This window comes from Dokdonia sp. 4H-3-7-5 (genome assembly GCF_000212355.1).
Classification (GTDB): domain Bacteria; phylum Bacteroidota; class Bacteroidia; order Flavobacteriales; family Flavobacteriaceae; genus Dokdonia.
The window spans coordinates 273,508-295,416 of the sequence record NC_015496.1 but is presented as its reverse complement, the minus strand read 5'-3'; the positions used below and the strand labels follow the sequence as shown (position 1 = coordinate 295,416).

The 21,909-nt window shown below is 35.8% G+C and carries 24 protein-coding genes; 11 read left to right on the top strand and 13 right to left on the bottom strand.

Features of this window, described 5'->3' with window-relative positions; translation table 11 throughout:
• The first annotated feature begins 139 nt into the window (after positions 1-139).
• The gene (locus KRODI_RS01255; RefSeq protein ID WP_013749752.1) at positions 140-1,165 is read left to right on the top strand and encodes a hypothetical protein; all 1,026 of its coding nucleotides are present in this window, start codon (positions 140-142) and stop codon (positions 1,163-1,165) included.
• Positions 1,166-1,233: 68 nt separating this feature from the next.
• On the opposite strand, the gene KRODI_RS01250 is transcribed toward KRODI_RS01255, so the two are convergent.
• The 8 genes from KRODI_RS01250 to KRODI_RS01215 all read right to left on the bottom strand — a co-directional run bounded on the left by KRODI_RS01250 (position 1,234) and on the right by KRODI_RS01215 (position 8,991).
• Positions 1,234-1,962, bottom strand: a complete 729-nt coding sequence (locus tag KRODI_RS01250; protein ID WP_013749751.1) for a YebC/PmpR family DNA-binding transcriptional regulator — start codon at positions 1,960-1,962, stop codon at positions 1,234-1,236.
• A 140-nt stretch (positions 1,963-2,102) separates the two neighbouring features.
• Complete coding sequence (locus KRODI_RS01245) at positions 2,103-2,384, bottom strand: 4a-hydroxytetrahydrobiopterin dehydratase (protein WP_013749750.1); 282 nt, start codon at positions 2,382-2,384, stop codon at positions 2,103-2,105.
• Between the two features lie 92 nt (positions 2,385-2,476).
• Positions 2,477-2,974, bottom strand: coding sequence for a hypothetical protein (locus KRODI_RS01240; RefSeq protein ID WP_013749749.1), 498 nt, complete (start codon positions 2,972-2,974; stop codon positions 2,477-2,479).
• Positions 2,975-3,228: 254 nt separating this feature from the next.
• The gene (locus KRODI_RS15040; RefSeq protein ID WP_013749748.1) at positions 3,229-4,677 is read right to left on the bottom strand and encodes a TlpA family protein disulfide reductase; all 1,449 of its coding nucleotides are present in this window, start codon (positions 4,675-4,677) and stop codon (positions 3,229-3,231) included.
• Positions 4,678-4,954: 277 nt separating this feature from the next.
• On the bottom strand, positions 4,955-5,944 hold the full coding sequence (locus KRODI_RS01230) for a hypothetical protein (RefSeq protein ID WP_013749747.1): 990 nt from the start codon (positions 5,942-5,944) through the stop codon (positions 4,955-4,957).
• Positions 5,945-6,315: 371 nt separating this feature from the next.
• Positions 6,316-6,909, bottom strand: coding sequence for a hypothetical protein (locus KRODI_RS01225; protein WP_013749746.1), 594 nt, complete (start codon positions 6,907-6,909; stop codon positions 6,316-6,318).
• A 256-nt stretch (positions 6,910-7,165) separates the two neighbouring features.
• Positions 7,166-7,729, bottom strand: coding sequence for a hypothetical protein (locus KRODI_RS01220; RefSeq protein ID WP_013749745.1), 564 nt, complete (start codon positions 7,727-7,729; stop codon positions 7,166-7,168).
• Positions 7,730-8,133: 404 nt separating this feature from the next.
• Positions 8,134-8,991 (bottom strand): cellulase family glycosylhydrolase, encoded by an 858-nt coding sequence (locus KRODI_RS01215; RefSeq protein WP_013749744.1) that lies wholly within the window; start codon positions 8,989-8,991, stop codon positions 8,134-8,136.
• Between the two features lie 858 nt (positions 8,992-9,849).
• Between KRODI_RS01215 and rpsA the strand changes: the two genes are divergently transcribed.
• The 3 genes from rpsA to KRODI_RS01200 all read left to right on the top strand — a co-directional run bounded on the left by rpsA (position 9,850) and on the right by KRODI_RS01200 (position 13,579).
• Positions 9,850-11,682 (top strand): 30S ribosomal protein S1, encoded by a 1,833-nt coding sequence (gene rpsA, locus KRODI_RS01210; protein WP_013749742.1) that lies wholly within the window; start codon positions 9,850-9,852, stop codon positions 11,680-11,682.
• Between the two features lie 203 nt (positions 11,683-11,885).
• Complete coding sequence (locus KRODI_RS01205; protein ID WP_013749741.1) at positions 11,886-12,728, top strand: glycosyltransferase family 2 protein; 843 nt, start codon at positions 11,886-11,888, stop codon at positions 12,726-12,728.
• Between the two features lie 23 nt (positions 12,729-12,751).
• Positions 12,752-13,579, top strand: a complete 828-nt coding sequence (locus KRODI_RS01200) for a hypothetical protein (RefSeq protein ID WP_013749740.1) — start codon at positions 12,752-12,754, stop codon at positions 13,577-13,579.
• A 78-nt stretch (positions 13,580-13,657) separates the two neighbouring features.
• Here the strand turns inward: KRODI_RS01200 and KRODI_RS01195 are convergent, their stop codons facing one another.
• Positions 13,658-14,659, bottom strand: coding sequence for a Stealth CR1 domain-containing protein (locus KRODI_RS01195; protein WP_013749739.1), 1,002 nt, complete (start codon positions 14,657-14,659; stop codon positions 13,658-13,660).
• 1 nt (position 14,660) lies between these two features.
• Positions 14,661-15,476: a 2,3,4,5-tetrahydropyridine-2,6-dicarboxylate N-succinyltransferase gene (locus KRODI_RS01190; protein WP_013749738.1), complete on the bottom strand. Its 816-nt coding sequence runs from the start codon at positions 15,474-15,476 to the stop codon at positions 14,661-14,663.
• 323 nt (positions 15,477-15,799) lie between these two features.
• Between KRODI_RS01190 and ruvX the strand changes: the two genes are divergently transcribed.
• The 4 genes from ruvX to mazG all read left to right on the top strand — a co-directional run bounded on the left by ruvX (position 15,800) and on the right by mazG (position 18,266).
• On the top strand, positions 15,800-16,210 hold the full coding sequence (ruvX, locus tag KRODI_RS01185) for a Holliday junction resolvase RuvX (RefSeq protein ID WP_013749737.1): 411 nt from the start codon (positions 15,800-15,802) through the stop codon (positions 16,208-16,210).
• Positions 16,211-16,212: 2 nt separating this feature from the next.
• A complete protein-coding gene (gene def / locus KRODI_RS01180) occupies positions 16,213-16,803 on the top strand; it encodes a peptide deformylase (RefSeq protein ID WP_013749736.1) in 591 nt (196 codons plus the stop codon).
• A 99-nt stretch (positions 16,804-16,902) separates the two neighbouring features.
• Positions 16,903-17,328 carry a DUF5606 domain-containing protein gene (locus KRODI_RS01175; protein ID WP_013749735.1) on the top strand — a complete coding sequence of 142 codons (426 nt, stop codon included), beginning with the start codon at positions 16,903-16,905 and terminating at the stop codon, positions 17,326-17,328.
• A gap of 164 nt (positions 17,329-17,492) precedes the next feature.
• Positions 17,493-18,266, top strand: coding sequence for a nucleoside triphosphate pyrophosphohydrolase (gene mazG / locus KRODI_RS01170; RefSeq protein ID WP_013749734.1), 774 nt, complete (start codon positions 17,493-17,495; stop codon positions 18,264-18,266).
• Between the two features lie 31 nt (positions 18,267-18,297).
• Here mazG and KRODI_RS15560 read toward each other — a convergent pair whose 3' ends face one another.
• Positions 18,298-18,435, bottom strand: coding sequence for a hypothetical protein (locus tag KRODI_RS15560; RefSeq protein WP_158306995.1), 138 nt, complete (start codon positions 18,433-18,435; stop codon positions 18,298-18,300).
• 78 nt (positions 18,436-18,513) lie between these two features.
• On the opposite strand from KRODI_RS15560, the gene KRODI_RS01165 reads away from it, so the two are divergent.
• The 3 genes from KRODI_RS01165 to KRODI_RS01160 all read left to right on the top strand — a co-directional run bounded on the left by KRODI_RS01165 (position 18,514) and on the right by KRODI_RS01160 (position 19,967).
• Entirely contained in the window at positions 18,514-18,795 is a 282-nt protein-coding gene (locus tag KRODI_RS01165; protein WP_041295581.1) for a carboxypeptidase-like regulatory domain-containing protein, read from the top strand.
• Position 18,796: 1 nt separating this feature from the next.
• Complete coding sequence (locus KRODI_RS15035; RefSeq protein ID WP_049783416.1) at positions 18,797-18,991, top strand: hypothetical protein; 195 nt, start codon at positions 18,797-18,799, stop codon at positions 18,989-18,991.
• Between the two features lie 172 nt (positions 18,992-19,163).
• The gene (locus KRODI_RS01160) at positions 19,164-19,967 is read left to right on the top strand and encodes a vWA domain-containing protein (protein WP_013749733.1); all 804 of its coding nucleotides are present in this window, start codon (positions 19,164-19,166) and stop codon (positions 19,965-19,967) included.
• 60 nt (positions 19,968-20,027) lie between these two features.
• Here the strand turns inward: KRODI_RS01160 and KRODI_RS01155 are convergent, their stop codons facing one another.
• Together KRODI_RS01155 and KRODI_RS01150 are read right to left on the bottom strand one after the other, a co-directional pair.
• Complete coding sequence (locus KRODI_RS01155) at positions 20,028-20,249, bottom strand: VF530 family DNA-binding protein (protein ID WP_013749732.1); 222 nt, start codon at positions 20,247-20,249, stop codon at positions 20,028-20,030.
• Positions 20,250-20,270: 21 nt separating this feature from the next.
• Positions 20,271-21,881 (bottom strand): class I SAM-dependent methyltransferase, encoded by a 1,611-nt coding sequence (locus KRODI_RS01150; RefSeq protein ID WP_013749731.1) that lies wholly within the window; start codon positions 21,879-21,881, stop codon positions 20,271-20,273.
• Positions 21,882-21,909 lie beyond the last annotated feature (28 nt).

Below are 21,909 nucleotides of genomic sequence, written 5' to 3'. Positions count from 1 at the left end.
TTTGCGCTCGTTAAATGACAGCCAAATAGGTGTGTTAATCGTTAAACTGTGTTAATCTCGTATTCCTAGAAAACCTTTCAACCTTTTTTCAACGTACATATGCAGAACAATAATCAATTTAACTTTAAAAATTACGTTTATGAAATCAATAAAAATTTGTGGATTACTTTTAGGAGCAGCATTAGTAGCTGCAAGCTGTTCATCTGACGATGAAGGAGGAACAACTGTTGTAACTGCAGACTCACGTGCAGAACTTTATGCATCAAGTAATAGTGATGGTGATGTAACGGTGTATGATGTGAGAGATACATCAAATATTACAGCTGCTAGCTTTGGAACAGTTTCTACAGATGCAGAAGGTATCTATTATGATGGTTCTAGTGATGAGGTAACTCAGGCATCTAGATCAGGACTACAATTAAACGCTTACGGAAACGTACTACTTTCTACTGCAGGAGTAAACCTTACTGCAACAGTAAGTAGTAGTGCAGTATTAGTAAGCCCACGTGATCTTGCCGTAAGTGGTGATTTCTACGTAGTTTCAGACAATGCAGATGTAGATGGAGATCCAGATACAGCAGACGGTAGAATCTTTATCTTCCAAAAATCTGGAGGAAACTTTACATTGAGAAACACGGTAACAACTGAATTTGCTTTATGGGGAATTGAGTTTGTGGGATCTTCTCTATATGCAGTAGTTGATAAAACATCTGATGTAGCAGAATTTGAAGACTTTTTAGATAACAGTGCAGATGCAACTGTTTCAGCGAGTAAGAGAATTACTATAGAAGGAATTGTAAGAACACACGGTATTGCAGAAACTGATGGTACAATGATTCTTACAGATATTGGAGATGCAGGTGTTGATTCAGATGGTGGTTTCCACGTTATTTCAAACTTTGCTTCAAAATTTGACGCTGTTGAAAATGGTGAAACACTAGCCGTAGCTGGAAACCAAGTAAGAGTTGCAGGAGCAGCTACGTTCTTAGGAAATCCAATTAGTGCAGAGTATGACGCAGTAAACGATATCGTATATATTGCAGAGAGAGCAAATGGAGGAGGAAGAGTACTAGCATTTGCAAGCGTACAAGCAGGAGGAGACCTTGCACCAGCAGTAAACAATGAATTAGCTGGAGCTTCATCTTTGTATTTATACCAAGAATAGTAATCACATAATTCCAATAAAAAACCCTCAAGATATTTCTTGAGGGTTTTTTTATGCGTTCTAGTTTTTTATTCCTCTTCCTCCGCATTTGCTTGCATAGTAGAGAATACATTCTGCACATCATCATCTTCATCAAGCTTATCGATAAGCTTGTTTACGTCTGCCTCTTCCTCTGGAGTAAGTTGCTTCGTTACTTGTGGTATACGGTCAAAACCAGATTCTAAGATCTCAATCCCTTTTTCTTCAAGGGCGCTTTGTATCGCTCCGTAGCTTTCGAAAGGCGCATAGATATGTATCCCGTCTTCGTCTTCAAAAACTTCTTCGGCACCAAAGTCTATAAACTCAAGTTCTATCTCTTCTACATCTTGTCCCTCTGCATTCACGCGGAAGGTACAAGTGTGGTCAAACATAAATACTACAGATCCAGAAGTACCTAGGTTACCGTCACATTTATTAAAAGCAGCTCTCACATTTGCCACCGTACGTGTGTTGTTATCTGTAGCGGTTTCTACAAGTATGGCGATACCATGTTGTGCATATCCTTCAAAGATTACTTCCTTGTAGTCGCCTTGGCTCTTATCTGACGCTCTTTTAATGGCACGTTCTACGTTATCCTTAGGCATATTTACCGCCTTAGCATTCTGTATTACCGCACGTAGTCTCGAGTTTGAGTCTGGATCTGGACCACCTTCTTTAACGGCCATTACAATATCCTTACCTATGCGTGTAAATGCCTTAGACATTGCGCTCCAGCGCTTCATTTTACGTGCTTTTCTAAACTCAAATGCTCTTCCCATGTTTATAAAGTAATAGATATTTTCGCGTAAGCAAAAATCTCTTTTTTAATAATAGTGTAATTAAAAACGCGATCAATACAAATAGTATTGACCGCGGTAAAAATATGAAATCGGTTGATTTCTTTAAAATTTATAGTCCTTTATGCGCCTAAAATATCATCTATAGCCGCTGCAAGGTCAAAATCCTTTTCTGTCACACCATCTGCATCGTGTGTGTTAAGAGAGATTTCTAGCTCATTATACGTGTTTGTCCAGGTAGGGTGGTGATCCATTTTCTCACACTCAAAGGCAATACGCGTCATGGTTGCAAACACCTCGCGGAAGTTTTCAAACTCAATCGTGGTGTGTATCGCGTTATCGTCATACTCCCAGTCTGGAAAATCTTCTAGTCTATTGTTGATTTGATCGTCTGTAAGTTTCATATGCTTGTTTTTAAAGTGCTAGATAAAGATAGATAATTACGCTTTCGCGAAAATAGGATTTCGATTAAATCTTTGTTAAGGCATTTATGTAATTACAGCAGTCTAAACTTCATTCTATCCATTAATCGCCAGTGGTCTTTTATTTTGATAGATTTTCTTAAAATCACTTCAAAGTTAACGTCATTACTACTACATACTAGAATGATATGTCCCTTCTCAATAGCGATATTATCGTCTGGTTGAGGTTCATAACGTACGGTCTGTAACTGCATATCTTCCCATTGCACCTTAAAGGCGGATCCCTTTCTCAGTACTTCTTTAAAATCCTTGGCTGCTTCTGTTTTAAAATTGGCTATTATGGTTGCTACTTCAGGTATTTTTTCGCTAGAATTTGCTTGTACAATAGGGATGAGGTATAAGATGTCATCTTTGGTAGCCAGACTTTCAATGACCTTTGTATCATCTTGGCTTTTCAGCGCAGAGAAGATGTTCTTGACTAGTGTTGTTTTTTCAAAATTTTCTTGTCCAGTGGCAGTGTGAAATGCAAATAAGGTTACAAGAAGAAATATTGTTTTTAGGGAATTTTTCATTGAGGAAATGAGGTGATTTATTGTTTATGATAGTTGTTTACGCTTTCGCGAAAATAGGGAATTGCTCCAAAGCTTAGAAAATCAAAAGTTGGGTTGAATTTACGGAAATGAAGCAGGGTTGATTTTGTTTTTATAGTCCCAATTCCTTTTTAGTCACATTACTCTTTATTAGTTAGGTTGATAATGGTGTGTCAGAATCCTGATTATGAAGTACACCGTGCAACTGCGGAGTTTATAAGTATTAATGGTATTTCTTATAAGTTAGCTATAATCAAGGATGCAAGTTCATTATCACTTGGTCTTGGGGCATTGTCATCAATGATTTTTCCAAATTTATCAAAAAGCAGATACCGTGGTATTGTCTTTATATTGTAATTATTATATAGTTTTGACTTTTTCCAGTTGGCAATTATATAATTATTCTCTTCAGTTGATAGATTTTCTAATGTACTTGCTCGAAGCCAAGCTGCGTATTCTTTGTCAATTGAAATTTGAATAATTTCAAATTCTGTTTTATCAAATCTTGTTTTTAAATCTTCTAAAAATGGCATTTCTTTTCTACAAGGTGCACACCAACTTGCCCAAAAATCAACTAGCACTATTTTTCCTTTTTCTCTTAAAAGAATCTCCTCAAATGTCAATTGGTTGTCATTTACTAAATTTGATAAAACCCCAATAGTACGATCATTTATGTCTAATTTCTCAATGTTTTCTTGTTGATTTTCGACAATTGTCTTCCATTTGTCTTCCAACTTATTGCTAGTATTTAAAGTGTAAAACTTTTCTAAATAATTGTCAAACTTTGATTTTTCTAAAAAATAAATGCTTTTAAGATAAGCGCTTAGTAACATTTCTTTTGTTGACTGATTAAATAGCTTTGTTTCTTTAGTAACAACATCAAATTGTACAGTGTTTGAAACTCTTTTATCGGTTTGAAAATATTTATATAACACCAAAGCTTTTAAAAAACTTACGTATTCATTGCGTTCAAATAATTCTTCACTATTTATTTTTATATCTAAAGTATCAATATCCAATTGTAAATGCTGCTTTCTAGCTTCTCTTACTTTCGATGTTGCGTACTTAAGTTGCTGGTCAAGCTTTGTACTTCTGTAGAACTCATCTGAGATACTATTAATAGCTTTTAGACTATCCAATAGCAAGTTTGAGTTTTCATGTATTTGTTTTATTGAGAACTCTTTGTTTTGAAATTTATCTTCGTCGATTACGATTGCCTCACTATTTAGATTTTGCTTGAACAGAAGATAATCAAAGTTAGTTTCGCTCCATGGTTTATCACTATTTAAGTGTGTAAAGACTGGATATTGAACTTGCTTAGAGGAGTTGACTTTTAAGTTTTCCACGTCAATTAAAATGCTGTCGCCTTTATCAATTTCAAGTTTGTAAAATATTGAAATGAAAGGGTCTCCACCTATTATATAAACTGTAGTGTCTGTAGGAATTGTTATAGATGACTTATTCTCCTTTTTGCCTAGGTATAAAATGTCAGGCATAGCTTGCATCTCATCCAGCGTTAAATTTGTAAAGAAAGAATCCACACTGTCATGTACTTTTATAAATACCTCATTTCTCTTTTCAATTGCATCTTTATTGGTGACTAGAGGCTCGTAGGGAGTGCTTAACTTTTTTTCGGAACAACTTAGAAGTGCAAGAAGTAAAAGTATTGTGTATATATTTTTCATTTGTGAGTGGATAAAAAGCAATCTTATAAAGCAGCCAGAGTTCAAATCATAGAAGGCTCATTGAAAATTTTGATATCACAGAAAAGATATGTAATTAGTTGTTTTTTAATTGATTGTCTAAATATACACTTATTTATAAATCTTGCGCAGCGTGTATCGCTACTAGAAATAGTGGTTGAGAGAACATTTTCGCGAAAGCCTAACTCCACTCATTTTAATCGGAATATGTTGTAGAATGCGAACTTGATAAAGGAGTTATGAACGTCATTTGTAATCATCAAGCATCGAAAAACTCGGCGGTTTTAATGGTGAAACCTAAAGCTTTAAGTTTGGTTCTTAGTTCAGATAACGGGACACTATTAGGACTGTCTCTATATGTTAAGTTGTTTACAGTGATTTCTGTTGCTCCGGCTCCTTTTGCTGGTAGTATATTAGTAAAGACGATTTCGCTACCATAGTCAAAGACCGTGAAGTCGTGCTTAGTGGCTAGTGCGTATTGTTGCGTAGTGTCTAGAGATAAAAGCCGCAGCTGGTTGGGTTGCATTTGTTGTGCTAGCTCCTTTGGGGTTCTATAAACGTTAGCGTGGTATAAAGCGAGCTGTGCTAGGTGAATTTCATCTTCCTTACCTGCCAGCAAATCACTAGGTAACTCATAAGACCTACGCAACATTTTTAATTGACCATAGCTGAGGGTAAAGGTTTCTATCAAAGTAAGTTGTTTGCTTATGCGAGCTTCTCTATTATAAAAGTCATTGATGTATGGCTTAGCCATTGCTATCTCATTGTACCAACCTATGTGGAGGAGTGCCGCTGTTTCTCCTAATGACTCATTTCTGATTCCTCCATACGCAGAGAGGCCAATCCTAATATCGCCAAACCACCAGTGTGCAGCATAAATTACACTGCCGCTACTATATCCCTCGTTATACTTTTTACCATCTGTTAATGGATTTTCTTGAACTTTATCAGGTTCGCCTAGTATAGATATGAGCTGTTTCATATACGGCGAGTGGTGCTGTTGAAACCATCCTTTTTTAATAGGTTTTAATCCAAATGAAATAGAGGAAATAGGTCTGTCATAAGAAGGTCCGTAGAATTCACACGAAACAGTATCTAAGCCTAAAAACTCGTTTGAAGGTACTTTGTGAAGTTTCCAAGAGCTCGTATTCTTGTTAAGGTTTTTGTGTTCAAAGACTTCAAAGACATCATTAAATGTTTGTTCCCACTTAAATATTTTATCGTCTATCTCAAAGCTGCTCCAATCCATGTTGTTCTAATACCAATTAATTTTTGTGTGTAATACAAATATGTGTACTTACGATTGCTAGCTTATTTTAAGGTTTATTTTATCTAAGGTAAAAAATCAATGTTATACTTACGCTCGGTGTAAGAAACTAGTGCAATTTGCTTTCGTGAAAGCGTATCTGTGCAGTTTATGTTATTGATAGACCTAAGTTAAGAGATTGGTTTGAGAGCATCCTTTCCAGATAAGGGAGCTTTAGCCTCTTTGATAACTTTCTCTACACCTTCTATAAATTGAGGTTTTGTCTTTGTTCGAGCTTCAATTTAGGAGTCTGTTTGTTATTTTAATTTGGTTGTTATAGCAAATGGGCCCTACGTCTATGGGTAGAACTAGTTTTAATGAGGAATTGTAACTGTCAAATTTATATCCTCAATGGAGTCAAGTTTGTATTTTGTTGAATTTCTTTTAGCTTCTAAAACGATAAAGTGTTTGGAAGGTTTGATTTTATTGAATAATTGATTCTCAAGAGCAGATAGCTTATATATTGAGAAAAAATCTTCATCAGTTTCTTTAATCTTAAGCTTGTAATTAGCAATTTTTTTATCTCTGTCGTTGAGAATTTTAAAAGTGATTTCCTTATTTCCTTTACGCTGTTCTATTTTAGAGAATTCAAATTTATGTCCATTTACTTTTTTTGATAAGTTTTTTGTTTCAATAAAATTTAAAGAATTCGATTTATCAATGTGAAAGTAATGCTCCTCATTTTCTTTGGTATCAAAAATTCTAGAGACTAGAGAATCATTGCGTTTGTATATATACATATGATATGAATCATCCTCAGAATTAAAAAAATGAGTCCATTCTTGATTGGGAAATAATTGTGTGGAAAAACTGCTCTTTACAATTTTATCAAACTTATAGTTTTGACTATAGCTTATGCTCACTAATAATATAAAAAGTATAAACAGTAGTATTCTTATTGTTTTCATAAGTTTTTTATAACAGTCTACTTATTAGGCAATTGTAAGAAGTAGATTTCTGATGGCAAATCTACAACTATATACGTGAATTAATTTACGGCTTTCCTTTATATGTATTGTTTTTGTAAAATATAAACGCACAATATTATGATTAGTTACGGTAACTGTAGTTCTTTTAATGGAGCTGCTGATAGATGTGTCACACTAGGAAATATTTTTTTGAAGTAGTCCACTTCATAAGTATATGCAATACTTTAAAGTAAGATTAGTTAATCCAGCCAAAGGCTTTTATAGAAATGCCGCTAAAACAATCATCTGCACAATTATTAGGTATGAAACCGCATAATGTAAGTAACCCATTTACTTCAGTCTGTAAGTATATCGTGTTGTTCTCCTGGTCTACTACGAGGTATTCGCTTACACAAGAATCATATAACTCGTCTATTGTGAGCGGAGCAGCGCCTTCTTGGTTTGTTCCTAATGCAGCTTCGTTTTCAGAATAGGTGTCTGTAATCAATCGCTCCCCAGTCTCACCATCTATGGTAAAAGTTTGATATACTCGAGAGACAACACTGTTTTCTATTACTTTAATTTCTGTGGTGCTTCCATCACCTGTAAAGGAGATAATATCTGTTTGATAGATGTATGATTTTCCATGATTACTTTTTAAGTCTGACCACTTGCTTAAACTTTCTTCATAAGATAAACCAGTTTCACCATTCAAGTCTGTTAGAGTTGATAGGTTATCGATATTTGTGGTATCATCATCACTACCACAAGAGATAAGTAGGAGTGTGCAAGCTAAAATTAGGTATAGAAAGAGTTTCATAGTTATGTTTTTTTGACTGCTTATTAAACAACTTACGCTTTCGCGCAAGCGTAAAAAATTAAGCTGTAATCTATGTGTTAGACGAAGTCAATTTGATAGAGCTAATCTACAATTACGTGCTCACATTTCCTTAAGGTTTTCCTTTAGACGTGTTATTTCTTAGTAAATTCAATGTTATACTATAGAAAGCTAAGCTTTAGAACTATAGATAAAAGATAATGGAAGGTTCGAGAAAGAAACTAGCCTCGGTGGAGTTTGTTTGAAGTAAAAAAGTTCTTCTTTAAGTAATCGCTATGCAAGTATTATTTTCAGATTCTCTTGATTAATGTTTGCAACCATTTATCTTTTCGAATAAGATAAGAAAGTAGTAAGTTTTACGTGGCTCTGTTTTTTGTGACCAGTTATTAATCATCAAGAAATTCCTTGTACGTCAATCCCCAATAATTATTATTAAAATTTGAGTTCGGTAATCCGTCATTAGTTAATAAAGCATTACTATAATTACTATTTTGATTCCATAACCATGCTAATGTGCTTACTTGTTCAGAATTAACGGCATTTAGGAAATTTTGAATAGGCATGATATCACCCACATTTTTGACCCCAATCTCGCCTATAAAGAAAGGGATATCATTTTCTTTTAAATTATTGAGTCTAGAAATAATTTGAGACTCAGTAGTATTAACCAGCCACTTCTCATAAGCATGTAGATCAAATAATACATTAAACTTATCCTCTATAAGAGTATTTCCTTTTGCAAGAATAGCTTCTTCAGATTGACCTTGTTCATTTCCAGGAACGATTACTATATTACGAAAACCGGGCACTTGCCTCAAATTTTCTACCATGTCTGTCATATCTGACAGCCACAAATTATGAGTATAATTATTTTCATTATTCCAATGATACGGTTCATTCCAAACTTCAATCCAGACATCTGGTTGGTCTTTAAAATGCTCGGCTATTTCTTTCATTTTTGTTTTATAATCAGCATAAAAGTATTGCGAAGAGGGATTTAGACCAGTAAAGAGTATTTGGTGTCCTTCATTATCAACCCAGCCGAAAGGACAAATTATTGTAATTTTATTGTTGTCTCGATTTTGATTAACAATAGTCTGAAGAGAGTGGTACCACTTGTTATCACTAGCCTGAATAGGGTCGCTATCAATAGGTTGTTCACGAAGATTTCCAACAAACTCTCTTACAATTTCTACCTTCCATTCATTCATCAAACCAGGGTCTACTAAACCAAAGGTTTGCATTGCATTAACTCCTTTGTAGAAAGTGATTTCATATTGTAAAGTAGATGTGGTCCAGAAATAGTAAAAGGATCAGTGGTTTGTTCAGCAACATTATTATTTGAATAATCATCTTGCGAACAGCTCAAGCAAGTAATAATTAGCAATATAAAAGAGTAGAATGTCTTAACCTGTCTCATTAAAGTTCTATAATTAAGTATGGAAGGATACATAATGCGTTTGTTGCTACTTTTATTCTATATAAGATTATTAGTGTGCATAAATTCCGTCTCTAGCTATTTACCTAACATTACTTGCAATTTAATTTTAGTACTAATTCTCTTTTTAACTACGATAAGCGTTAAAATAGAATTAATCTTATTGTTCATCTAAGCGCTATAATAAATACAGAAGAAAGCTGTAGACCAAAGCAAGGTTGTTTTGTTCAAAAAATTACTGGTAATTATTACAATTATCTATTAGACGGCTTTTCTTTATTAAAGGTTTTTAATGATTCTAAATATACAATGAAATTTACAATAATGAGTTATGTAGAGCTTTGTCTGAATGGGATTTAAGGAGTATATAGCATTGTTGTGATTAGTACTGGTTAGTTTATTAATTAGTTAAACTGATAGTTGTAAGAATACAGCATAATTAGCAGTGCTAATTTTTATCTCAAAACCCCTTTGTAAATCAAGATAAAGGGTGTATTTTTGCACTCCTTTTTGGCCACCTTTAGAAAGCTGCCAGTGAGGTATTTAAAAAACAAAACAAACCCTTTTACGGTTTCTAGGTTTATTAAGCTTTCGCAGAAACGTAAAATACAAAACCCATCTGTCTATAAAACGCTTGTTTTTAGGTAGATGTAAATTTTAGCAAATGGCTGAAGAAACAAAAAATCCTGAAGTTCAGGAAGAAGCTGCAGTAGTAGCACCAAAAGTTGAGCTATCTCCAGCTCAAGAGAACCCAGAACAATTTCTTAAAGACTTTAACTGGGAGAAGTACGAAGAAGGAATCGATACAGTAGATGACAAGCAACTTGAAGAATTTGAAGCGCTTGTAGCAAGTAACTTTGTAGATACACTTGATGACGATGTTGTAGAAGGAACAGTAATTACACTTACTGATCGTGATGCAATCATTGACATTAACGCTAAGTCTGAAGGGGTAATCTCTCTTAATGAATTCCGTTACAATCCAGACCTTAAAGTAGGTGATAAAGTAGAAGTACTTATCGATGTACGTGAGGATGCAACTGGGCAATTGATATTATCACACCGTAAGGCGCGTGTTATCAAGGCTTGGGATCGCGTTAACGCTGCACACGATGAGGGAACTATCGTAAACGGATTTGTAAAAGCACGTACTAAAGGAGGTATGATCGTAGATGTATTCGGTATCGAAGCATTCTTACCAGGTTCACAAATTGATGTGAAGCCTATACGTGATTACGATCAGTATGTAAACAAAACGATGGAATTCAAGGTTGTAAAAATCAACCACGAGTTTAAAAACGTTGTAGTATCTCACAAAGCGCTTATCGAAGCAGATATCGAAGAGCAGAAGAAGGAGATCATCGGGCAGCTTGAAAAAGGACAAGTACTTGAAGGTGTTGTTAAAAACATCACTTCATACGGTGTATTTGTTGATCTTGGAGGTGTTGATGGACTGGTACACATTACAGACCTTTCTTGGTCACGTATCAACCACCCGAATGAAATCGTTGAGCTTGATCAGAAACTGAATGTTGTAATCCTTGACTTTGATGAGGATAAAACACGTATCCAGTTAGGTCTTAAGCAACTTTCTAAGCACCCATGGGAGGCCTTAGGAGAAGAGCTTAAAGTAGGTGATAATGTAAAAGGTAAAGTAGTTGTAATCGCAGATTACGGTGCATTTATCGAAGTAGAAGAAGGAGTAGAAGGTCTTATCCACGTATCAGAAATGTCATGGTCTACGCACTTACGTAGCGCTCAAGACTTCGTAAAAGTAGGAGACGTAGTAGATGCTCAAATCCTTACTTTAGATCGTGAAGATCGTAAGATGAGTCTTGGTATCAAGCAATTAACGCAAGATCCATGGACAGATATTACTTCAAAATACCCTGTAGGTTCACGTCACGAAGGTATCGTACGTAACTTTACAAACTTCGGTGTGTTCTTAGAACTAGAAGAAGGTATTGATGGATTAATTTACATCTCAGATCTTTCTTGGACTAAGAAAGTGAAGCATCCATCAGAATTCTGTGAGGTAGGAGATAAACTAGAAGTAGTGGTTCTTGAGCTTGACGTAGATGGACGTAAATTATCTTTAGGTCACAAACAAATCGAAGCAAATCCTTGGGATAAGTACGAGGATGAGTTCAAAATGGGTACTACTCACAAAGCTGCAATCACAGAGATTGTAGACAAAGGAGCTACTATCGATTTTAACGAGGATATTACTGCATTTGTTCCTACTCGTCACCTTGAAAAAGAAGACGGAACTAAATTAGGAAAAGGAGAAGAAGCAGAATTCCAAATTATTGAATTCAACAAAGACTTCAAGCGTGTAGTTGCTTCACATATGGTTATCCATAAAGAAGAAGAAGCTAAGATCGTTAAGCAACAAGCTAAGAAAGCTAAAACTCAAGCAGATGAGTCTAAGCCTACTTTAGGTGATGCAAACGATGCTCTTGCAGCTCTTAAAAAGAAAATGGAAGGAGGAGAGTAATTCTCACCATCTAGTTCTTATACTAAAAGCCTCTCAGGAAACTGAGAGGCTTTTTTTTTGCTTTCCTTTGAATAATATATTGATTAAAATGGGCATCATCACTTAGCAATAGAGTTAATGCTTTGTGTTATGGTGTACGTTGTTCTATTGTACTAAATATGCTAGCTATTTTATGAATAATTAGCTAGTTTTGTCTCCTGCCTATGAAATCACTTAAGCCATCAGTTTCCGTCATATTAAGCACGTATAATGCTGTTGATTGGTTAGAAAAAACACTTTGGGGATATCAATTTCAAACCACCTTTGATTTTGAAATTGTTATAGCAGATGATGGATCTGGACCACAGACAAAAGAGCTTTTAGAAGAATTTTCAAAAGATTTTCCAGTTCCTATTATACATGTATGGCAGGAAGATGAGGGTTTTCAAAAATCCCGTATTCTCAATAAAGCAATAGTTGCCTGTAACTCGGATTACATATTAATGAGTGATGGTGATTGTATACCAAAAAATAACTTTGTTGAAGAGCATTTAAAACATAGAAGGAAAGGTTATTTTCTTTCGGGAGGTTATTTCAAACTTCCTTTAGATATATCAAATTCAATAAATTTACCAGATATCCAGAATCAAAATTGTTTTGATGTAAACTGGTTAAAAGAACGTGGTTTAAAATCTTCATTTAAAAACAAAAAACTCACGGCTGGCAAATTTACTTCAAGAGCCCTAAATTTTCTTACTCCTACAAATGCTAGTTGGAATGGTCACAACGCTAGCGGTTGGAAAGAAGATATTGTGAGGGTAAATGGTTTTGATGAGCGCATGCAGTACGGAGGACAAGATAGAGAACTTGGTGAGCGCTTGATGAATTCTGGCATAAAATCCATTCAGATACGTTATACTGCAATTTGTGTTCATTTAGATCACGCAAGGGGATACAAGACACAAGAAACTCTTGACAAAAATGCCGCTATTAGAAAAAATACTCGTGACAATAAAGTGACTTACGCAATTCATGGTATCAATAAAAATCATGATGTTACTATTTAGATAGCCGCTATTTTTATTGAATTATGAAGTTAAAAGAATATTTTCCATCCATACTTAAAAGTTTTGCGTTAAAAAACAAATCTGTTAGTAAGATTAAGTCAAGAAACAAGAATACGGTGCCATTGATTGTGTCACTTACCACAATTCCTTCTCGTCTTAAGCTTGTTCAATATACAGTGAGGAGTCTGCTTTGTGCAAATCCTCAGCCAGATAAAATTATTCTTTGGCTTAACGAAGACTTAGAAAGTGCTGTGCCAGCAGGACTCAAAGCGTTAGAAGGTGATGTGTTTGAGATAAGATACTCGCCCTATACTTTTTCTCACCGAAAGCTTATCCATTCTTTAGAGCTTTTTCCTGATAAAATAATCGTGACCGTTGACGATGATGTGATGTATCATCCTAATTTATTAGGACAATTGTATAAGTCCCACCTAGAATATCCAAAGGATGTTATTGCAAATAGAGTAAGAAGTATATCATACAATGAACAAGGAGAAGTCCTTCCTTATAAACAATGGAAACATGTAACCTCTTCTTCCAGAGAAGATATGACGATGATGCCTGTAGGAGTATGTGGAGTTTTATATCCTGTAGGATCTCTTAATAAACAAGTTTTAAATGTAGATCTTTTTCAAGAATTATCTCCCAAAAGTGATGATCTCTGGTTTAAAACAATGGCACTTTTAAATGGGACATTATCTCGATTTGCACCATATACTGTGGAAGACCCTATACCACTAGTAGGTAGTCAAAAGGTTGCTCTTAAAAAAACAAACGTTAACGAAGATCGAAATAGAGTACAGTGGGAAAACCTAGCGTTACATTTTAATATAGACTTAAAAGAAAAGTAGGAATCTTTTTGTGTATCATGGATTTGTTTTTCTATGACTTTGCATAGAAAGTTCTTTTTTCTATCAAAAATTAATTTCCTAGCGGAGATCTTGATCTAGTCTACTAGATATCCAGTTTTTAATATGTGTAAGTAAAGCAGGATCTGCTCTTTCTAAGCTCTGGAAGGTGATAAATATTTTAGATGGATCTTCTATAAATTGAGCCAACTTCTTTTTTACACTTGAAGGTTTCTTGTAAGATCTGAAATAAGTTAGTCGCGTGTCTTTTGAGTAGTGAAAGGTTCCTTTTTTAATTTCGAGATGCTCAGATAAAGAGGACAATAAAAACTGACTCTTATCGCGGAATCTAAATGAAATATTATTTTTGAGCAAGTCCTCATGTGCGTTAAAATAATCTACTAGGGTAGATTTTCTTACACTCATAGGGGTGTGATATCTTCTGACATACTTCTTTGTGCCAGCTAGCATAGCGCTTTGCTGCTGTAGCCTTTTAAAGCTTGGTCTATTTGGGTCAGGTTCCTTTCCTATAAGCTTGAGCAGCTTTTGATAGTATACTCTAAGTGTTCTATCTTCATTAAACTTTTCCCATGAGCCACGCAATACGGGCATGCCATTGATAAAGAAATCTTCTGGGGCCGTAGCTCTCATTAAGAAGAAGTCATCATTAAAAACCACAAAATGCTCAGATAGATTTGGGATTCTATAGAGCATTATCTCTATAGAAATAGAGTTGAAACTAGGTAAAGCCTCTTCATAATTTTTAAAAATCACCGTGTGATCTATAATTTTTAGGTTGACACCTTGTTCTTGAGCCTTTGTAGATAAGACATCAAAATCTTGTGGTACCTGGTTGTCGGTAACGACATATATGTTTTTAATAAACGGAGCAAACTTGATAATCGATGCTATTGCAATCTGCACTTCGCCTATTGCATTGTAGCGAGTACTTTCTGCTTTTTTAGAGAAATCAATTTTAGTATCTAGATACGTATTGATTTTATGTTGCCATGTTAAGTCATCACCATTTACCCATGTGATAACCGCATCTATAATCATGTCATTAGTTTGCTCCGTTGTCATATTAAACTGCTACGTCGTACTCTCTTAAGGCATCATTAAGAGACGTCTTTTTGTTAGTGCTCTCTTTACGTTTACCTATAATTAGTGCACAAGGAACTTGGTACTCTCCTGCAGCAAATTTCTTAGTATAACTTCCAGGGATTACTACAGATCTTGCAGGTACGCGTCCTTTCATTTCTACAGGCTCATCACCAGTAACGTCAATAATTTTTGTGCTCATTGTAAGTACTACGTTTGCGCCTAAGACAGCTTCTTTCTCAACGTGTACACCTTCTACAACAATACATCTAGATCCTATAAAAGCACCATCTTCTATAATTACTGGAGATGCTTGTAGTGGTTCTAGAACACCACCTATACCTACACCACCACTTAGGTGTACGTTTTTACCTATTTGTGCGCAGCTTCCTACGGTTGCCCATGTATCAACCATAGTTCCCTCATCTACATAAGCTCCTATGTTTACATAACTTGGCATCAAGATTACCCCTTTAGAGATATAAGCTCCGTGACGTGCAACAGCATTAGGCACTACACGAATACCGCGATTTGCAAAGTCTCTCTTTAATGGAATTTTATCGTGATATTCAAAGATTCCAGCTTCCAGAGTTTCCATTTTTTGGATAGGGAAATAAAGTACAACCGCCTTTTTTACCCACTCATTTACTTGCCATCCGTCTTCTGTAGGTTCTGCAACGCGTAGCGTACCACGGTCTAGCATGTCTACTACCTCACGTATAGCATTTATTGTTACTGGATTAGTAAGGAGCGAGCGATCCTCCCAAGCCTCTTCGATGATGTTTCTAAGTTGTGTCATTTGATATTTTTAAGCGCTGAGTAAGATAAGTTAGCTCTTCTCAGTAATCGTTAATGGATGTTCAAAGATAAAGTTTCAAATGCTTTTTGATAGTTTCTAGTGGTGCAAAACTTAAACAAGTTAAGGCTTTCTTGTTATATATAAAACAAGTGGTGCGCTCTCGTAATGTGCATTGTGAAGCTATGAAGTAACTTAGCTGTTAAAAGATAGACCACTCTGTAAGTAGCTGCTTTTTTGTGATTGCAAGACCTTGCTATTATGAAAGCTATTGCGATGCACAACCTTATAGCTTGTTTTTCCTTATTTTTGCACAAATTTTACAGATGGCACGCATCATTGCAATAGATTACGGAACAAAGCGCACTGGTATAGCAGTGACAGACGAGTTGCAGATGATCGCTTCAGGTCTTACAACGGTTGAAACAAAAGATATTTTCACCTTTTTAAAGAAATATCTTTCAGAAGAGAAGGTAGAGGCTATGGTGATAGGTGAGCCTAAGCGCATGAATAATGAGGCGAGTGATGTGGAGGTAGATATTGTACGCTTTCGCGAAAGCGTAGAAAAAAAACATCCAGAGTTAACCATCATTAGACAAGATGAGAGGTTTACTTCAAAGATGGCATTCCAGACCATGTTAGACAGTGGTATCGGTAAAAAGAAAAGACAAAATAAAGCACTTGTAGATCAAATAAGTGCAACGATTATCCTTCAGGATTACCTGTATAATAAGTAGATATGATTATACCAATTGTGGCGTACGGAGATCCCGTACTTAAGAAAAAAGCAAAAGATATTACTCCGGAGTATCCTAAATTTAGCGAGCTCATAGAGAATATGTATGATACGATGTATGAAGCTCACGGTGTAGGGCTTGCAGCACCTCAAATAGGTTTACCTATACGTGTGTTTCTAGTTGATACAACACCGTTTGCAGAAGATGAAAGTTATACTCCAGAAGAGCAGGAACAGCTTGCAAACTTCAAGAAAACCTTTGTAAATGCAGAGATTCTTGAAGAAGAAGGAGAGGAGTGGGCATTTTCTGAAGGCTGCTTGAGCATACCTGGTATTAATGAAGATGTTTTTAGAAAACCTAAGGTAACTATTAGGTATCGAGATGAGAACTTTAAAGAGTACACAGAGACTTATGATGGACTTATTGCTCGAGTAATCCAGCATGAGTATGATCATATAGAAGGGGTCCTTTTTACAGATAAACTCTCAAGTCTTAAAAAGCGCTTAATAAAAGGAAAGCTTGTAAATATCTCAAAAGGTAAGTGTAATGCAGAGTATCGCATGCGTTTTCCAGCAGCGTCAAAAAAGCGCTAGTATTCTTAAAGTCTCGTGTAAAGATTAACGAATCCTTGCAAACAAAATTTGTAAATATGTATCGCAAAGTGCATCTTTGCCACCCAATTTGAATAATATATGAGTTTAGATAAAGTAATTGCAATCGCTGGAAAGCCTGGAATATATGAGTTAAAGCAACAAACACGCAGTGGTTTTGTGGCAGAATCTCTAGTAGATGGTAAGAGAATTACCGTAGGTATCCGTCATAACGTAAGTGTACTTTCTGAAATTGCTATCTACACCTTAAGTGAGGAGAAGCCACTTAGAGAGGTGTTACAAGCCATAAAAGACAAGGAAAATGGAGCGCCTACTATTAATCATAAGGTCTCAAAAGATGAACTTGAAGAGTTTTTCTTCAATGTGATTCCAGATTATGACGAGGATCGTGTATATGCTAGTGACATTAAGAAAGTAGTACAGTGGTACAACATTTTACAAGCAAAAGATATGCTTAACTTTGACGCGCCAGCAGCTCCCGCAGCAGCAAGCGGAGAAGAGGAATAGTGCATAACTTTTTATAATATTAAAAAGCCTTTACAGTTTATTTGTAAAGGCTTTTTTAGTTTTAAAGATGAGTACGCTTTTGCGAAAATGTGATAAGCACCCACACCATAAATAACATTAACTTAAGGTAATAGTAAATTATTCCTGCAATTACCACCCTGACTATGAATACAAGAGAGACGCAATTAAAAGCCTTTGATAGATTACTAACCATAATGGACGAACTACGCGTAGGTTGTCCTTGGGATAAAAAGCAAACCATGGAAAGCTTGCGTCACCTCACCATTGAGGAAACCTATGAGCTAGGCGATGCTATTCTTGATAATGATCTAGAAGAGGTGAAAAAGGAGCTTGGTGATCTCTTATTACACATTGTATTCTATGCCAAGATAGGAAGCGAGACTAAGGATTTTGATATCGCAGATGTTGCAAATAGTATTTCTGATAAACTTGTTTCTCGCCACCCTCATATTTATGGAGGTATTGATGTGGCAGATGCTAAGGAAGTAGAGCGCAACTGGGAAAAACTTAAGCTTAAAGAAGGTAAGAAGTCTGTACTAGAAGGAGTTCCAAAGGGATTGCCAGCACTTGTAAAAGCCAGCCGAATTCAAGATAAAGTAGCAGGTGTAGGATTTGACTGGGAAGAGCCTCAACAAGTATTTGAAAAAGTACAAGAAGAACTTGAGGAGCTACAGCACGAAGTCAACGAAAACAATCAAGAAAAGATTGAAGCCGAGTTTGGTGATGTGCTGTTCTCAATGATTAACTACGCACGGTTCTTAAAAGTAGATCCAGAAAGCGCACTAGAACGCACTAATAAGAAATTTATAAAACGTTTTCAATACTTAGAAGGTAAAGCAAAAGAGCTGGGCAAAGACCTTTCAGACATGACATTGGCAGAAATGGATGCTTTTTGGGAAGAGGCTAAGAAGTTGTAATCGGTTTTTAATGAAATATTTTGAGAAGTAATTAATATTCAACTTCAACTTCAACTTCAACTTCAACTTCAACTTCAACTTCAACTTCAACTTCAACTTCAACTTCAACTTCAACTTCAACTTCAACTTCAACTTCAACTTCAACTTGAGGTCTACTTCCCTCACTCAAACATCCTGTTCCCTCAATCTAGGTTTTTAAAAGGTGGTGTCTACTCTAATTTCACCTCATAATTAAAAACCAAAGGATATGAAAACACTTAGCACATTCATAACGCTGCTCCTATTTATAATAGAAGTACATGCGCAAGAAATAACAATTTCAGGAACGGTATCAGATGATGGCGAACCTCTTCCAGGAGCTAATATTCTTATAAAAAACAGTGTAGTAGGAACTCAGTCAGACTTTGATGGAAACTACGAGATTAAAGCGGCTGCCACAGATACATTAGTTTTTACGTACGTTGGTTTTAAATCAAAAGAGATTCTTGTATGCTCAGACTACTATAAATGTCATTTTAGAATAGAGTAGTGTGTTAGACGAAGTAGTGGTAATGGGATACGGACGACGTACTAAGACAATGACGACGGCATCTGTAAGTATTGTCGCTTCAGAGCGCTTAAAGGGCAAAGTATCTGGAATACATATTACAGATGGAAAACCTTCACCTGGAATTTCTCAGAATGATCCAGCTTATGGCCAACTAACAGCTGGTGAATTAAAATGATGTAGAGAAATACGCTGAGTTTGTAAAAATCTACAACTCCGGAGAAGCAAAGGAAATCGCAAAGAAGTGGGAGTTTAATCATGATGGTAGAACTGATATCCAAGTAACCGATAATAGCGGACTGCCAATAGCAAACGTTGGTGTTGCTCTTTATAAAAATAATAACCTCTTAATGAAAGGAATGACAGATGCTTCGGGAATGAGTATGCTGTTTAAAGGAAAAAATAGTCCAACTGATACTTATTTAGTACAACTGTATTATAGTGGAAAAATAGAAGGAAAGAAAATTTCTAGAAATCAGAAACAAGTCTCTTTTACAATTAATGAGCATCAAGCTAGTAATGCTATCGACATATTATTTGCAGTAGATGCTACAGGTTCCATGGGTGATGAGATTTCATATCTCAAATCAGAGCTCAAGAATATAATGAGCAGGATAGATGCTAGTGTTGAGCAAAAGAGAGTAGCGCTTACTGTGTACAGAGACCATGGTGATGATTATGTAACTCGTGCAATAGATTTTAGTAGTGATGTAAATGAAGTAAAAGACTTCCTTTCGGCGCAGCATGCTGCAGGTGGTGGAGATTATGAAGAAGCAGTAGAGGAGGCACTTAAGGTATCATTGTCACAGTCATGGAACGAGAAAGCAAAAGCTAGAATACTCTTTTTGATGTTAGATGCTCCACCTCATTTTAACCAAGAAAACGTTGCGATGATTAAAAGTCAAATTGCAAAAGCAAAAGAGCAGGGTATAAAAATTATTCCAGTAGTTGCCAGTGGAGCAAATAAGGAAGTAGAGTTTTTAATGAGATCCTTTAGTGTGTCAACTAGTGCAACATATGTGTTCTTAACTGACGACAGTGGTATAGGAAATGATCACATAGAAGCCACTACAGAAAGTTTTAAAGTAGAAAAGCTTAATGATCTAATGGTGCGATTTATAGAGCAGTATGCAGGTGTGCAAACTGCTGTTTAAGAGTAGTGTTTTTTTTGTGGATGATTAATAGCGCACTGTGTAAAGCAGTGCGCTATTTCTTTATATAGACTGTAAGTATAAATACTCTACTTTCTCTCTTGCCCATGGAGTTCTTCTTAAAAACTTTAAGCTAGATTTTATGGTAGGATCCTTTTTAAAACAATTAATATCTACCTGCAAACTCATTTCTTTCCAGCCATATTTTTCAACTAGAAATTCAAGTATATCTGCAAGCTTTACACCGTGCAGCGGATTGTTAGGTTGTGCTTTTTTCTCTTCCATAGGCTGCAAAGATAAAAGAAACTATTGTCTAAAAAGATTCACCGTTACCGTAGCTGCTTCTGTATTTGGAAACTTAGCACTTAAGGTTTCATCTCTTTTCATTCCAATAGCGGCAAGGGTATCATGAAAGACTGGCACTTCTACAATATATTGATCAGAATATCCATGTGTAGCATCATAAGCCGTAACTGCTGTGCGTCCTATATTACGAGCGGCTACTGCTGGAGGAATACTGTGTAGTTCTATAAGTAATAACCCATGTTTCCCTACGTAAGGTGACCACTTACTAAAGTGAGCTGCAAGAGATGCCTCCACGTCATTGTTAGATAGTCGTTTCCCTTCATATGAAAATGCTCCCGTTGAGGTGCTTGCATGCTCAAGCTTTTTCTCTGGTGCTTTCCATACACGATTGTGGTCTAAGAAGGAGCGTACATTTAATAAATCGCCTAGCGTGATATCATACTCCTCTTGTAAATCTGTCGCCAGTCTTTCTGGATCACCTATATCTCCCCACATTACTTTTGCCCAGATTTCAGATTGTATTACATTTTGCTTAGTAATATCTATGGCAGCTTGGTTGTAGTCTGCTCCTACTAGTATGAGTGGGTATTCATCTAGATGTTTACCTCGTAGAGTATGACGCTCGATGAGGTTGTAAAGGTGAATTAAAAATGCACCATTACCACAGCCCATATCGAGAATACCTTTAGGTTGTTCATCTAGTGGTTTATTAAAAATATCTAAGATGATGGTATCTACCACTTTGAAATAGGTAGCATGTGCACCACCACTTCCCCAGACGTTCATAGCTCTGTCTACATGGCCTTCTTGTTCGCCATCGCCATGGTTTTTTGCACTCAATGCATCGCCAAAAATAAGATTATCAAGTTTGCGTAATGTTGGTATGTACGATACAGTCACTCCGTAAGAGCTTGCTCTTTTTGCAAAGAATAGTCCTTTGTCTGTAAACTGATACGTCTGTCCTTTCTTATTAAAAAGTTCAAAATACGAGAGTATGTCAAGAAGCTTTTTAAAGTTTTCTCCGTCTGCATGAAACTCTTCAGGCTTAAAGCTGGCTTGCATAAAGTATTTATGAAAGGCACCATTCATTGATAAGTGCACAAGCGTTGGGCCTAGAATATTTCCTTCTATATGCGCAAGTATCTGCTCTTGAATTTCGCGTTCTTGAGTATTTGAAGATAAATTGAGGCCATAAGCGTCTTTGTATTTCTCAAAAATATCTTGGAGTTTCTTAAATGGAGCTGCCTCAAATTTTCTGAAATGGTAATTCTCAGAAAGCTTTTGCAATGCAGTCACATCTTCATATAGTGGAAACAGTGCAAAAGCAATTGGAGATAATTCGTTTACCTTATAAACCACTTCATTATCCTCATTATTCAAAGATTGCTCAATCCATCCTTGAGATGCAAGCACACGTAATGCTACGTTCAAGTAGCCTTCGTTTACAGTAAAAGCGTTGCTCAAAGTAGTTAGGCTCACTTCTTTTTCTTGCAAAATAAAATCGGTTACTCCATTTTTATATAGTGAAAACGCAGATGGCGCTGTCACAATACCGTCTAGATGTCTAAAAAGGCGTTCTCTATAAGTGGTTTGTAGTGTTTTTGACACCATAATATCAGTATGTTAGTCGTTAGATTTT